The 15,648-nt window shown below is 52.2% G+C and carries 9 protein-coding genes; 6 read left to right on the plus strand and 3 right to left on the minus strand.

All coding sequences use genetic code 11. The annotated features are described in order from the left end of the window. Positions 1-32 precede the first annotated feature (32 nt). The 6 genes from ACN0YR_RS20565 (at position 33) to ACN0YR_RS20590 (ending at position 12,521) form a co-directional block, all read left to right on the plus strand. Positions 33-1,619, plus strand: coding sequence for a type I restriction-modification system subunit M (locus tag ACN0YR_RS20565; RefSeq protein WP_417851097.1), 1,587 nt, complete (start codon positions 33-35; stop codon positions 1,617-1,619). Between the two features lie 84 nt (positions 1,620-1,703). Next, positions 1,704-3,065 carry a restriction endonuclease subunit S gene (locus tag ACN0YR_RS20570; RefSeq protein ID WP_417851098.1) on the plus strand — a complete coding sequence of 454 codons (1,362 nt, stop codon included), beginning with the start codon at positions 1,704-1,706 and terminating at the stop codon, positions 3,063-3,065. Continuing rightward, the gene (locus ACN0YR_RS20575) at positions 3,062-5,344 is read left to right on the plus strand and encodes an AAA family ATPase (RefSeq protein WP_417851099.1); all 2,283 of its coding nucleotides are present in this window, start codon (positions 3,062-3,064) and stop codon (positions 5,342-5,344) included. Before ACN0YR_RS20570 ends, ACN0YR_RS20575 begins: the two co-directional genes overlap by 4 nt. Positions 5,345-5,350: 6 nt before the next feature. Then, positions 5,351-8,452 (plus strand): HsdR family type I site-specific deoxyribonuclease, encoded by a 3,102-nt coding sequence (locus ACN0YR_RS20580; RefSeq protein WP_417851100.1) that lies wholly within the window; start codon positions 5,351-5,353, stop codon positions 8,450-8,452. A gap of 21 nt (positions 8,453-8,473) precedes the next feature. Then, a complete protein-coding gene (locus tag ACN0YR_RS20585) occupies positions 8,474-11,368 on the plus strand; it encodes a DEAD/DEAH box helicase (RefSeq protein ID WP_417851101.1) in 2,895 nt (964 codons plus the stop codon). Positions 11,369-11,585: 217 nt separating this feature from the next. Beyond that, the gene (locus ACN0YR_RS20590; protein WP_417851102.1) at positions 11,586-12,521 is read left to right on the plus strand and encodes a tyrosine-type recombinase/integrase; all 936 of its coding nucleotides are present in this window, start codon (positions 11,586-11,588) and stop codon (positions 12,519-12,521) included. Between the two features lie 102 nt (positions 12,522-12,623). Here ACN0YR_RS20590 and ACN0YR_RS20595 read toward each other — a convergent pair whose 3' ends face one another. The 3 genes from ACN0YR_RS20595 to ACN0YR_RS20605 are packed head-to-tail and all read right to left on the minus strand — an operon-like array spanning position 12,624 to position 15,365. Continuing rightward, on the minus strand, positions 12,624-14,216 hold the full coding sequence (locus ACN0YR_RS20595; protein WP_417851103.1) for a protein kinase domain-containing protein: 1,593 nt from the start codon (positions 14,214-14,216) through the stop codon (positions 12,624-12,626). Positions 14,217-14,251: 35 nt separating this feature from the next. Further along, positions 14,252-14,725: a hypothetical protein gene (locus ACN0YR_RS20600; RefSeq protein WP_417851104.1), complete on the minus strand. Its 474-nt coding sequence runs from the start codon at positions 14,723-14,725 to the stop codon at positions 14,252-14,254. Positions 14,726-14,756: 31 nt separating this feature from the next. Next, positions 14,757-15,365, minus strand: a complete 609-nt coding sequence (locus tag ACN0YR_RS20605; RefSeq protein ID WP_417851105.1) for an RNA polymerase sigma factor — start codon at positions 15,363-15,365, stop codon at positions 14,757-14,759. Between the last annotated feature and the right edge of the window lie 283 nt (positions 15,366-15,648).

Below are 15,648 nucleotides of genomic sequence, written 5' to 3' on the forward strand. Positions count from 1 at the left end.
ACCCAACAACAGAGAACGGCACTGACAACTCAATGGCAAAGAAGAAATCAAACGGGGCCAATCTTGGCTTTGAGGAAAAACTGTGGGCCGCAGCTGACAAGCTGCGTGGCCATGTGGACGCTGCTGAATATAAGCACGTCGTGCTCGGTCTCGTCTTTCTGAAATACATCTCGGATGCGTTTCAGGAATTGCACGATCAGCTTTCCAAAGACGAATACTCCGATCCCGAAGACCGTGACGAGTATCTGGCTGAGAATGTGTTCTGGGTGCCGCAGCGGGCACGTTGGAGTTTCATTCAGCAGCACGCCAAATCCGGCTACGTCGATCCCGACTCGAAGAAGAAACGGGACATCGGCCAGTTGATCGATGACGCCATGACGGCCATCGAAAAAGACAACCAGACGCTCAAAGGGGTGCTTCCCAAAGACTACGGGCGAGCCGCTCTCGATAAGACGATGCTCGGCGAACTAATCGATGTCGTCGGAGGAATTGGGCTGGGTGATGCCGACAGTCGCAGCAAGGATGTCATCGGTCGTGTTTATGAATACTTCCTCGGCAAGTTCGCCAACGCCGAAGGCAAAGGGGGAGGCGAATTCTATACGCCGCAATCCGTCGTGAAACTGCTGGTCGAAATGATCGAGCCCTACAAGGGCCGCATCTACGACCCCTGTTGTGGTTCGGGCGGCATGTTCGTACAGAGCGAAAAGTTCGTGCTGGCTCATGGTGGTCGCGTTGGTGACCTGTCGATCTACGGGCAGGAAAGTAACAATACCACTTGGCGACTGTGCAAAATGAACCTTGCCATTCGCGGCATCGATGGCAACATCGGGCCACACAATGCCGACACGTTTCATAACGACGTTCACAAAGACCTGAAGGCCGATTTCATTCTTGCCAACCCGCCGTTCAACATCAGCGACTGGGGCGGAGACCGGCTGCGGGAAGATGCTCGCTGGACCTACGGCCTGCCACCGTCAGGCAACGCCAACTATGCCTGGGTGCAGCACATGGTTCACAAGCTCGCTCCCAGCGGGATCGCGGGTTTTGTATTGGCCAACGGCTCGATGAGCAGCAACACCTCGGGCGAAGGGGAGATTCGCAAACAGTTGATTGAAAAAGACCTCGTCGACTGCATGATCGCTCTGCCGGGACAACTGTTCTACACAACACAGATTCCGGTCTGCCTGTGGTTTCTGGCTCGCAACAAGAAGAACGGCAAGTTCAGAGACAGAAGAAAGCACACGCTCTTCATCGATGCACGCAAACTTGGCACGCTGGTCGATCGCACTCACCGCGAATTGTCCGAAGAAGAAATCACCCGTGTCGCCAACACGTATCATGCGTGGCGTGGCGAAAAGGATGCAGGCAAATACGAGGACATCGCCGGGTTCTGCAAGAGTGCCAGCACCGACGACATCATCGGCCACAATTACGTGCTGACTCCGGGCCGGTACGTCGGCGCCGAAGACATTGAAGACGACGACGACATGCCGTTTGAAGAACGGATGGAGTACCTGACCGCTAAGCTTAAAGGACAATTCAAAGAGTCCGGAAAACTCGAAAAGACGATTGTCTCCAATCTGGCCAGCCTCGGCTTTACCGGTAAGGAATCGTCATGACGCCAGTACACCATTACCATGGGCAGGAGCGATTCTCCGCGAAGCATGACCGCGTACTTTATCTCTTTTCACTTGAGGTGAAGCATGCAAAGTGAATGGACGCCATATTGCGTAGGAGACCTATTCGATCTCGTGCCTGGATTTGCTTTCAAAAGCCGTGAGTTCGTAGCGTCCGGTGTGCCCGTCTTGAAGATCAAGAATGTAAAGGCAAATCAGCTTCTCTTTGATGATGTTTCCTACGTCGATCCGGCCTATTTGAATACCAAGCCGCAGTTCGTAGTCCGTGACGGAGATCTTCTGATCTCAATGACGGGCAATCGTCACGACGGCACTCCGAGCACGTGGGTTGGCAAGATCGCACAATATCGCGGGACTCAACCGTATCTGGTAAATCAACGCGTCGGCATTCTTCGTCCCAAGAATGGCGTTGAATTGAATCGTCGCTTTTGTTCGTATCTATTGAGTTCGTCGACATATCAAGACCTCTTCATTGCGATAGCAACGAGTTCAGGAGGGCAAGCGAATCTATCTCCTGCGCAGATTTACGGTGCTGACCTTTCATTGCCGCCTTTGCGGATTCAGGATCGCATCGCGGAAATCCTCGGCACGCTGGACGACAAGATTGAGTTGAACCGACTGATGAACGAGACGCTGGAGGCGATGGCGCGGCGGCTGTTCAAGAGCTGGTTCGTCGACTTCGACCCCGTCCATGCCAAAGCCACCCTTCGACGCCAGCACCCCAAACTCAGCAACGCCGACCTCTCCCGCCGCGCCCTCCCCAACATGGCCCCCGAAATCGCCGAACTCTTCCCCGACGAGTTCGAAGATTCCACCATTGGGCCGATTCCGAAGGGCTGGACAGACGGTGCCGTTGCTGATGCCATCGATATCAATCCACGACGCACGATCAAGAAGGGGGAAACAATCAAATGGCTCGACATGAAAAACATGCCGACCACTTCCGCCAGAGCGACCGATTGGGAGGAACGCGAGTTTAAGTCGGGCACAAAATTCGAAAAAGGCGATACGCTCGTAGCCCGCATTACTCCGTGTCTGGAGAACGGCAAAACAGCGTTCGTCGACTTTCTCGATGACGACGAAACGGCGGCGGGTTCGACCGAATATATCGTCCTACGACCGAGGGCGCCATTGCCGCCAGTTTTCGCCTACTTCCTCGCCCGTAACGAAGACTTCCGGCAGCACCTTATTGCAAACATGACTGGCACGTCTGGTCGCCAACGAGTGCCAGCCGATTGCATCAACGGCTATCCACTCGCAATTCCCGACGAACCAATCGCGTCCCAGTTCGGTCAAGTCGTTGAAGAGATGTTTGCCCAGATGAAGAAGAACGACGAAGAGTCCGCCGATTTGGCCCGAACTCGGGACAGATTGTTGCCGAGACTCCTTTCCGGCGAACTCACTATACCTGACGGAGCAAGACCATGATTAATTCTCTGCAACTCATTCGGAACGTCGGGCAGTTTGATTCCGTTAACGCAGGAGCAGCCCTCACGTTCCAAAAACTGACTTTGATTTACGCAGAGAATGGTCGGGGCAAGACTACCCTCGCTTCAATCATGCGTTCGCTTGGATCTGGTGACGCAGTCGCTATTTCAGAACGCAAGCGATTGGCTGCTCCACACACTCCACACGTTGTCGTGGACTGTGTTGGCGGCCCACCACACGCAATGTTTCAGAATGGCTCGTGGAATCGAAATCTTCCAGATCTCTGCGTCTTTGACGATTCGTTTGTCGATGCGAACGTACATTCGGGTCTCGTAGTTCACGCCGATCACCGGAAGAACTTGCATGAACTGATTCTTGGAGCTCAGGGCGTCGCGTTAAGTCGAACCCTTCAACAATGTGCGGAAAGAATTGAGCGACACAACTCGGATCTACGGGCTAAAGCCGCTGCTATTCCAGTTGCAGTTCGCGGAGGTCTATCGGTAGACGATTTCTGCGCTCTGCCAAAACAAGCACAGATCGATGATGCCATCCAGGCCGCCGAACAGACTCTTGCTGCGGTTCGGCAGCAAGAAGCCATCCAAACGACGCCTGTTTTTGAATCGATCGCACTTCCGGCAATTGATGCAGCCTCGATCGAGGCTTTGCTTACAAGAGATCTTGACTCGCTCGATGCTACAGCAGTCGCTGAACTTCAAACCCACCTTGCTTCGATAGGAGAAAATGGCGAATCATGGTTGGCCGATGGCATGTCAAGGATCTCAGATTCCAACGAGTGTCCTTTTTGCTCACAGGATCTAGACGGCACGCGTCTAGTCGAGCATTATCGAGCGTATTTTTCCGACGCTTACTCTGACTTAAAGCGAGAAGTTGCGGAGATTACCGCCGCCTTTAGGAGAGACCACGGTGGTGACGTCCACGCTGGGTTCGAGCGTCGATTTCGCGCCACGACAGATCGGCGAACATTTTGGGCTCAGTTCACTGAAATGCCTGCGGTAGAAGTTGATACCGCAGAAATTGAGAGAGACTGGAAGTTAGCTCGTGAGCTTGTGCTTGCTGCATTTGAACAGAAAGCGAAAGCTCCACTGGAGAAAGTCTCACTGTCTCAACAGGCCACCGATGCAATCGACACGTTCAATGGACATCGTCAAATTGTCGAGCAGCTGAGCCATTCGCTGGTAGCTTTGAATCAATCGATCGAAATCGTGAAGGAGAAGGCGCAATCTGGAGACCTTGTGACAGCACAAGCAGACGTCGCCCGTCTCAAAGCGACGAAGGCTCGACATGAACCGGCAACGGACACGGCTTGCCGGGAATACCTTGTAGAGAAGGCAGCTAAACTCCAAACCGAGACGCAAAAAGCGACGGCTCAATCGTCACTTGACCAGTATCGGACAACCACGTTTCCTGGCTTCCAAGCAGCTATCAATACATATCTCGGCAGATTCAATGCGGGTTTTCGGCTCGACCAAGTGACTTCGGCCCTCACGCGCGGCGGCCCCACATGTACTTACAGTGTATTGATCAACAACAATCCGATATCTGTGGCGGCGCGTGAAAATCCGGGGGAACCATCCTTCCGCACCGCTTTAAGCGCTGGTGACCGAAACACATTGGCTCTCGCATTCTTCTTTGCGTCACTTGATCAAGATCCGAATCTTGCACAAAAAATAGTCGTGATTGACGATCCGGTCTCCAGTCTTGATGACCATCGGTCATTAACGACTGTTCAAGAGGTTCGGCGTCTCGCCGCACGTGCTTCTCAGGTTGTTGTTCTGTCGCACAACAAGAGATTTCTTTGCAACATCTGGGAAGGAGCGGATAGGAATGCCCGTACCGCAATCGTTGTAGCGCGTGATGGCAATGGTTCGACTCTTCAGCAATGGAACGTCGCTGATGACTGCATCACCGAACATGATCGGAGGCATAGACTCCTGAGAGATTATCATTCGAATGGAACTGGAGATGCGAGAGCTGTGGCTACCGCAATCCGTCCATTGCTGGAGGCATTTTGTAGAGTCGCTTATCCAGAACAATTTCAGCCGGGAACTCTCTTGGGCCCATTCCGAGGCGTTTGTGAACAGAGAGTGGGCACGGCGGACGAGATTCTGAATCAAGCCGACATCGACGAGCTACGTGATCTGATTGATTATGCGAACAGATTCCATCATGACACAAACCTTGCGTACGACACTGAAGTAATAAATGACGGTGAACTTGGAGGGTTTGTGTCTCGTGCGCTAGAATTTACTAAACGATAAAACCTTATGACCAATAAATTCACCGAATCCACCGTTGAAGAAGCTGTCCTTGAATGGACGGATGGCCTCGCGTATTCCGTTCTGCATGGGCCGGAGATTGCCCCTGGTGAAGCGGCGGCGGAGCGAAATGGGTTCGATGAAGTGGTGCTCGTTGGGAGACTGCGAGAAGCGATCGAGAGGTTGAATCCGAACATTCCCGACGGTGCCCGCGAGGATGCGTTGCGTCGCGTGTTGCGGACCGACACGCCGAATCTGCACGAGAACAATCGGCTCTTTCACCGCATGCTGGTCGATGGAATCGATGTTGAGTTTCAACAAGATCGACGCACGGTGCATGACAAGGTTTGGCTGATCGATTTTGCCGATCCGGAAAACAACGACTGGCTGGCCGCCAATCAGTTTTCCATCACCGAAGACAAACACACCCGACGTCCGGACGTGATCTTGTTTGTCAACGGATTGCCACTGGTGGTGATCGAATTGAAGAACGCGGCTGATGAGAACGCCACAACCAAGAAGGCTTTCGACCAGCTGCAAACCTATAAGCTGCAACTACCCACGCTGATGACGTACAACGTTTGCCTTGTGGCCAGTGATGGCATTACGGCTCGCATTGGAACGCTCACCGCTGGCTGGGACCGCTTCATGCCGTGGCGAACGGTTGAGGGGAAAGAGATCGCCTCAAAAGGAAAGCCGGAACTTGATGTGCTCGTCAAAGGCGTGTTCGATAAGCAGCGTTTTCTGGATTTGGTTCACAACTTCATCGTCTTCGAAGTCGATGGGGGAACAGTCATCAAGAAGATGGCGGGCTATCACCAGTTCCACGCCGTCAACAAAGCGGTGGAATGCACACTCCAAGCAATTTCGCCCGAAGGGGATCGCCGCGTTGGTGTAGTCTGGCATACACAGGGGAGCGGCAAGAGTCTGACGATGGCGTTTTACGCCGGGAAGATCGTGCGTCATCCAGCGATGGAGAACCCGACGCTGGTCGTCATCACCGACCGCAACGACCTGGATGACCAGCTGCACGGCACGTTTTCCGCTTGTCACGATTTGCTGCGTCAAAAACCGGCTCAGGCAAATGGGAGAGACGAAGTTCGCGAGCTGCTTCAAGTCGCATCGGGCGGAGTTGTTTTCACCACCTTGCAGAAGTTTGCACCTGATCCAGGCAAGTCGTATCCCGAGCTTTCCGACCGCCGTAACATCGTTGTCATCGCGGATGAAGCCCACCGCAGCCAGTACGGCCACTACGCCAAAGCAAAGTCGACCGGCGAAATCAGCTACGGCTTCACCAAGCACCTGCGAGACGCCTTGCCGAACGCTTCGTACCTGGGCTTCACCGGAACGCCGATTGAGCTGGGCGACAAGAACACGAAGGCCGTGTTCGGTGACTACATCGACGTCTACGACATCAGCCGAGCGGTCGAGGATGGAGCAACTGTCAAGATTTTCTACGAAGGACGACTCGCCAAATTGGAACTCAGCGAAGACGAACGCCCGAAGATCGACAGTGAGTTTGAAGAGATCACCGAAGGGGAAGAGGATTCAGCTAAGGAGAAACTAAAAACCAAGTGGGCTGCTCTGGAAGCACTGGTCGGCAGCGAACGACGCATCAAGCTGATCGCCAAAGACCTTGTCGACCACTGGGAACAACGCCAGGCATCAATGGACGGCAAGGCAATGATCGTATGCATGAGCCGCCGTATCTGCGTTGAACTCTACAAGGAACTGGTTGCCCTGCGTCCCGACTGGCACAGCGACGATGACGAAGACGGCGCACTGAAAGTCGTCATGACGGGATCAGCCAGCGATCCGGTCGAATGGCAGCAGCACATTCGCCCCAAGCGAGGCCGCGAGGCTTTGGCCAAGCGATTCAAAAAGACCGACGACCCGATGAAGCTGGTCATTGTTCGCGACATGTGGCTGACTGGCTTTGACGCTCCGTGTATGCACACCATGTACATCGACAAGCCGATGGGCGGTCACAACCTGATGCAGGCGATCGCTCGCGTGAACCGTGTCTTCCACGGCAAACCGGGCGGACTCGTGGTCGACTATCTGGGATTGGCGACAGAACTAAAGAAGGCACTGGCTCAATACACTCAGGCGGACCAGGAGGGGACCGGAATACCAATCGAACAAGCCCTTGAAGTTCTGCTGGAGAAGTACGAGATCGTCCAGGGCATTTTGCACGGTTACGACTATTCGAAGTTCTTTAATGGCACCGCATCAGAACGAATCGGCGTTATCCCGGAGGCGATGGATTTCATTCTCCGACAGGACAACGGACAACAGCGATTCACACAGTCCGTGACGGAACTGTCTAAAGCATTCGCATTGGTCGCGACGCATGACGATGCCGTAGCGATCCGGGAAGAAGTGGCGTTCTTCCAGTGCTTACGTGCTCAGTTCGGCAAACTGGAAAGCGGTGGCGGTGACGGGAAAGCCAGCAAAGAAGACCTCGACGCAGCCGTCCGCCAGATTCTTTCCAAGTCGGTCGCATCCGATGAAGTGATCGACATCTTTTCCGCCGCTGGTATGGACCGTCCCGACATTTCCATTCTGTCGGATGAATTCCTGGCTGAAGTTCGCGATATGCCACAGCGAAATCTCGCACTTGAGGTTTTGCGAAAGCTGCTCAGCGACGAGATCAAAACCCGTTCAAGAAAGAACCTCGTACAGTCACGTCTGTTCTCGGAGATGCTGGAAAAGACGATCAAGAAGTACCAAAACCGATCCATCGACGCCGCCCAGGTCATCGCAGAACTTGTCGAGATGGCCAAAGAAATGCGAGAAGCTCGCCGCAAAGGAGAATCACTCGGTCTAACCGAAGACGAAGAAGCCTTTTACGAAGCCCTCGAAGTCAACGACAGCGCCGTAGCCGTGCTCGGCGACAAAGCACTTTGTGCCATCGCCCGAGAACTAGTCGACGGCGTCCGCAACAGCGTTTCCATCGACTGGACCGTTAAAGAAAGCGTGCGGGCCAAGCTCCGCGTCATGGTCAAAAAGATTCTCAAGAAACACGGCTACCCACCAGACAAAGCTGCAAAAGCCACAGAAACGGTTCTGAAGCAGGCAGAACTACTTTGTGCAGACTGGGTCGCGTAAACTCATCGGTAAAAGTGAGTAATGTCAACGTATTTTTACGATCATTCTGGCTCGATGCAGTTCCCGGAACGAACTGAAGAAGGGACGGGGCTACGCCGTGCCCAGAGAGGTGCAATATTTGCGATTGGATCACATTTCAGCCTGTCGAAAGCGAATGCTCTAATCTCTATGCCAACAGGTACGGGCAAAACTGGCGTCCTGATGATGGCTCCTTACCTCTTAAGGGCCTCACGTTGCTTGATAATTACACCGAGCCGTATGGTTCGAGACCAGATAGCGGAAGAGTACAGAACACTAGCGTTGTTGAAACGACTTGGTGTTCTCCCCGAATCTCTACCGTGCCCAGTTGTCCAGGCGATCGAATCGAAAATCCTGAGAGAAGAACAATGGGAAACGCTTTCTGAAGCTGATGTTGTGGTAACAACGCCGATGGGGTCGAGCCCCGCTCTCGAAGACATTCCTCATCCGCCGGACGACCTATTTGACTTACTACTTGTCGATGAGGCGCATCATAGCCCGGCGAGAACATGGAAAGCATTGATGCAGGCTTTTCCATCTGCGCGGCAAGTCCTGTTCACTGCGACACCATTCCGCCGCGACCGAAAGCAGCTTCCTGGAGAATTTGTTTATGAGTTTCCCCTGCGGGAAGCTCTCGCCGACGGCGTGTTTGGATCGATCTCATTTGTTGGATGTGATAACACTGAGCAGCTTTCGAATGATGTTGTGATCGCTCGCAAAACTCAGGAAATTTACAATCACGATCGTACAGACGGTTTCGATCACCGGGTCATGGTGCGAACCGACAGCCGGAGTCGAGCAACAGAACTTCTCGAAATCTATCAGCAATCAACAAGTCTGCAGCTGGCGATCATTCATGGTCAACACTCCCTCGCTCATGTGCGTCGAACAGTTCGACGACTAAAAGACGCAGACCTAGACGGCGTCATATGCGTGGACATGTTCGGTGAAGGCGTGGACATGCCGCAATTAAAGATCGCTGCAATCCACTCTCCACATCGTTCACTCGCCGTTACGCTTCAATTCATCGGGCGATTCGCTCGGACGGGGGTTGAAAACCTCGGAAGTGCAAAATTTATTGCAGTGCCAGAAGAAATCGAAACAGAGACGAAGACGCTGTATCAGCAAGGGGCTGTATGGGAAGAGCTAGTTACAAACCTGGCTGACTCTCGTGTATCAAGTGAACGCGAATTGAGAGACCAACTTCGAAGTTTCTCTCCAGGCCAGATAGTAATACCCGAGACTGACATGACCCTTTCGGTTATACGCCCCTGGTATCACAGCAAAGTGTTTCACGTGTATTCCGCTGTTGACCTGCACGCACCACTTGTGTTTGGAAACGAAATGGAGGTCGTACAGCGATTTGTAAGCGACGATCTTAGTTGCGCCGTTTATGTTTGCCATTCAGCAAAAAAACCTCGCTGGATGGAAGTTCCGTCCATTCAGGATGTTTCTTACTACCTGTTCATCGTGTTTTATGATGAGACTAGTCGATTGCTGTTTATAAATTCTTCGGTGAAGACTGAAGATATGTATTCACAAATTGCAGAACAACTGACAAACGGAACTTTCACTGGTGTCTCAACGTCTACGATTAATCGCGCATTGAGAGCTCTGGACAATCCAGCATTCTTCAGCGTGGGATTGAAAAACCGCCTTTTTGGGAATCAGGTCGAAAGTTACAGGATTATCTCAGGAGAGAGAGCCGATGGTGCGGTAAGCAACACAGATGCTCAATTGTTTGATCGTGGCCACTTATTTGGAAGCGGCGATACGAGCGAAGGGAAGGCAACGCTGGGAATCAGCACGTTGTCCAAAGTATGGAGCAATAAGGCAGGTTTTGTTCCTGAATACGTTGCTTGGTGCCGGGCGGTAGCAGAACATCTAACAAATTCGACACCTGTTGTGACTGGCTCCCGAATTGACCTGCTCGCCACTGGCGAAGAAGTGACAAGCATTCCCTCGCACGTTATCGGGGCTGGCTGGCACGAGACCGCATATAAGTCTCGGCCAGTCGTCGTCGACAATCAAGATACCACACTCTCGTGTGACCTTCTGTCTCTGGACTTTGAAATTGTGAGTTGCGATGCGGCTACCGCTCGCATTCATCTTCATGGACTTGGCGACCCGCTTGCCGTGGATTTTCATGTCAACGGCACTCCCTTCTTTCAGATTGCCTCTCATAGAGACATCGCCATAACGACTCGCACTGTCACTGGTGCATTATCGGAATACTTGAGTAGCTTCGGATTCCACCTCTATCTTTCGGATTTCTCACGCCTATATCGCAATCAGCTATTTCGTTCCAATCTCAATCTAGAACATCTTCCAGAGGCAGCGTTTCAGTCGATCGACTGGTTAGCGCAGGGTGTCGACATTTGTCGGGAATTCGGCCAGTCACCTAATGGCATATCGATTCATGATGCTATTCAAGAACGCCTCGTGCAATCTGATGCTCCTGTCGTAGTTTACGATCATCGATCAGGAGAAATTGCTGATTTTGTCACTCTGCAGTCCAGAGACGGCGTAGTAATCTGCGAGGTCTTTCACTGCAAAGGAGCAGGTGGTGAGGCGCCATCTAGCAGGGTGGGCGATGCTTACGAAGTGGCGGGACAAGTCGTGAAGAGCGTTAAACACTCGAAAACCCCTGCTGCGCTGAAGACCGAACTGACACGCCGTTTGGCGTCTGGGTCAACATATTGCAAAGGCGGGCTAACAGATGTCGAGCGTTTGCTGGAAGAGGCCGAGCGTACCCGCTTTGAGTTTCGTGTCTGTCTCGTCCAGCCGGGCATCTCAGTGGCAGATCTGACTGACCCCGTTGGAAGAATCCTGGCCGGTGCGTACGACTACGTTCGTGCAACTACGGGAATTCCTCCCGTGTTCTTAGTTTCAAAGTGACCGCCGAGCCCGTGCTCAGAGACGGTTAGATATCCAGAATGTAAGTATGCCACTTGTTTCTCCTTTGGCAATTGTATTGACGCCACGGGCGCAGCAATATGAATGTGTCCCATAACGTCCTTAATGCGACGTATTATGGCGGCGCATTCTTCCCACCATTCGATTGACCAATCAACCCATCTTTTTCCAGCGGCGTCAAGTTTCTGCAACTCCGTCGGTGACTTCGAAAGCGCTCGTCCCGGCGGTCATCGAATCCGCCGGCCCGGATGCCAAACGACGCTTCGTGGAATTCTTTACCGCGAACATTCGCAACCCGAATACCCGTGAGTCATATCTGCGGGCGGTGCGGTTTTTTTGTCAGTGGTGCGATGACACCCGCATTCAACTGACTGCCGTTGAGCCGACACTGGTGGCTGCTTATATCGAAGAGATCCGGGAACGCTATTCGGACGGATCAGTGAAGGTCCATCTGGCTGCCATTCGGATGCTGTTCGACTACTTCGTGACTGGTGGGATTCTGCCGTTCAATCCAGCTCAGGCGGTCAAAGGTCCGAAGCTGGTTGTCGTGAAAGGCAAGACGCCGGTTTTGTCGGCGCGTGACGCTCGCAACTTACTCGACTCAATTGACACTTCGAAGATCGTGGGGCTTCGTGACCGAGCATTGATCGGGACAATGGTCTATTCGTTTGCCCGAGTTGGAGCCACTCTGAAAATGAACGTCGACGATGTCTGGTTGAATGACCGTCGCCACTGGATTCGTCTGCACGAAAAAGGCGGTCGATACCACGAAATGCCGCTTCATCACAATGCCGAACAATTCCTGCTGGAATACATGGACGCCGCCAACCTGCACGGTCTCCAGGGCATTCCCCTCTTTTGCACCGTTGGCCGTCGTCGTCACCTGACGGAAACGCGGATGGATCGCAATGACGCCCTGAGAATGATCAAGCGTCGTGCCCGCCAGGCTGGAGTCAGTCCCCGCATTTGTTGCCACACCTTCCGAGCGACAGGCATCACCGAATACATGCGAAACGGAGGCACCCTGGAGAAGGCCCAGCAGATGGCAGCACATGCTTCGTCGAAGACCACCAATATGTATAATCGGGTTCACGATCAGGTGAGTCTGGACGAGGTCGAACGGATCGTGATTTAGCGTTCGCATCATAAAAGTCGCGTCCAGATGCATTAATCATGCTATCTGCACGATAACAAGAACCACATTTTTCCCTTTACACATTATCATAGCGTCCATTCGCTACTTCTCTTGAACTTGCAATGCTTTAATTGCTTCTGTCAACTCGGCAAGGTCATTCTGTAATCGTCGATTCTCTTCCTCGATCTGGTCGAAACGAGCCCTCAAATCGTCTGCACTTTCGAAGACGCGCCCTTGGTCATCCAGGTGCTTCAATACAAGAGCAAACGCGTTTTTTGAGTCAGCGAGCTGTTGTTTGACACGAGCAAGAACTTCACGGACAGGTCCAACTTCGCCTTCAATGTTGTGGAGCAATTCTTCAAGCTGTCCTACATCGCTCGTCGTTGCCTGAAGTTTCATTTGCAGACTGTCAAGCTGCGTATCGACATCTCGAGAGTTCTTTTCTATAGTGCCAAGTCCGTCTTCTACTTCTTTGGCAGCACTTGCAATCTTCGGAAAAGTTTCCAGTTGCTCAGTTGTCAGGCCAACTGCTTCTCGTCTAATCAGCTCTAGTTGCTTGACGTAGGCCGCGCCCGCAGCAAATAGAGCGATAAACGAAACAATCAAACACCCTACCACAATAATTCGATTGATGGTTGCCGCTCGTTTGAGCGCCTTCCACTTCTCGTGGTTCCTGTAGTCGTGAAACGCAACATCAATTGCAAACAAGAATTCATTTGCTGATTGATACCGATCGGCTGGGTTTGATCTGCACGCCCTTTGAATAACCACATCGAATGCTTTCATGCTGTCGTCGATCGTTGCAAGTTCAACGTTTATCGACTGCACTCGCTTTTCAGCAAGCATCTCGTAAAGCACAAATCCAGCGGAGTAGATATCGGCAGCAGTGGATGGTTCAAATCCATCTCGGATCTCGGGGGCCACGTAGGGCCATGTCCCCAGCTGCTTATCAGACTCTAGCCTTCGCGAGTTGGACTCCCAGGCTGGCCCTGCAATGCCGAAGTCTACCAACTGCACTTTGCCATCAGGATCAATGAGCACATTCTCCAACTTGAGATCCTTGTGGACAATACCGTGAGCATGCATGGTATCAATTGCAGAAAGCAGCTGCTGAAACCATCGTATCTTCGTTTCCACAGATGATTCAGCACGCTCTAAAATACGATCGAGGCGATTCGATCTGTCGTTCACGGATTCGATCAATTGGAGCGACAAGTATGGCTCATCCCCTGCTGCAGAGTAGTCTACCGCCCGCGGAATATGCGCAGACTTGACGATACCCAGGATCTCAAACTCGCGCCGGAGTCGTTTGAGCGAGTCCTTATTATCCTTTCCGTGAGGCACTTTCAGTGCATAGAATACACCAGTCTGTTCGTGCTTTGCCTTGTATACCTTTGAAGATCCGCCTTCAGCAATCGCTTCGACCAAAAAGTGCCCGGCATAGCTTGGCCACTGGCGGCTTTCCTCAATGGTATTGTCGAACTCTACAAGTGACTCCAGAAAACCGCTCTCGTCGAGTTGACGAAACAGCCTTGCCTCCGCAGGCGAGCTTCTGTCCAGCTCGCTTAAAAAAGCATGCCGCTCTTCTCCGGACGGGGTGCTACAGAATTTGCTAAATGCTTCATCGGAAAACTGCGGAAGCTTGGCATCATAGTCCGCATTGTTTGCTTTCTGCGAGTCCGTCAAATCTTGCATTTTGATCACTCAACGCCCTGTTCGATGAAAGAAAATCATTCAGACCTTAGCTGACTTCGCCACTCATCAATGAGGCTCTGAAGTCTGACCGCATTTTCCGGCTCTGTGTCTGAATGACGTTCCAAGTTGATTTCCATCAGGCGAATTGCCCATCTGGCACACCCGGAGAAACTCAACTGTAATAGTAACTGATGCCGTTCTTTGGTTGACCTCGTTCCGAAATATCGTTCGACAAGTTCAGCCGGTGGCTCAATGTCGTCTAGTTTCTCAATTTCAGACCATTGACTTGGATCATTGAGTGCAGCTTGAAGTGCGGATCGAATTGAGTGGATCACATCTCCTCGCTGCTTCTCTGCTTCGGCTGCAGCTCTGCGAAGAATCAGTTCGAGTCCGACTTCGCCCCGTGGGTTGTCGATAACCGCAGTTGCGTTATCAGCTACCAGCTGTTGAATCAGCTCCTCAGTTAATGATTGTGGAAAGTCCTCAGAGGGACTATTAGGTTGTTGCATGGTGCGACAATTCCACAGTTATACGTATTTGTCAAGTTGATTCAAAGAACAGTCTAAGTTTTGCGAGCCCTTTCAATCGCAATTCACCCACGGTCGACGGAGGGATACCGGTCTTCTCTGCTATCGCTCGTACTTTCATTCCCTGTTGAACGCAGGTTATGACTTCATGCATTTTCGGATTTTCGTTTTGCATTGCCTCCATTGCAACGGCGAGTGTTTCAGCAAATTCAATATCCCCTTCGAGGCTGCTACGGTTTATTGGCTCGACATGTTCCAAAGACTCAAGGGAAACGCACCTATGTCTATCTCTTCTTTCGTTCTTTAACTTTGTAAGCAAATGCCATTGAAACCTGCGTTTCAATAAAGCTCTGAGATGCTGCTCGTCGTTCACGGAGATCTTTTCGTTGCGAATATCCTCTAATGCATCCTGAAGGCAAGAGTAGACGAGATCAGACGTGTCGGTGAAGACGCGTGCTTGCCGGTATTTGACGTTTAGCAATAACCGAGCGAAAGTCATGAACGCCTCTCCAAGCCTCGCGGCCATCTCATTCATTTCTCGAGAGCCTTTAGGCGGGAGATTTAGAAAAGAGTAAGCGTCCGCCTGCTCGTCCTCGTGTTTCTCGGATTCGTCGTCAGTCATCGCGTCGCTCCTGAGGCTCCTCAGAAAAAAATCGAAAAAGTCCGGACAAACATGCTACTCCGAGTTCTATAGGAAGTGAACGACGAGGCAAGGTCACTGACCAATGGTTGGTCAGCCTGGTACTCGCCTACTTCCCAAGAGTGCGAAGTATCCGCGATGGACTTTGATGAATTCAATCGGAGGTACGAGGAGCCGCCAACGCTTCGGCCAGCACGTCAGGTGTCGTTCTGGGAGAGAGTCATGAATGTATGGGACACAATCTGCCGCTGCGTTGCACACGTGT

This window comes from Thalassoglobus sp., assembly GCF_048270125.1.
GTDB lineage: Bacteria > Planctomycetota > Planctomycetia > Planctomycetales > Planctomycetaceae > Thalassoglobus.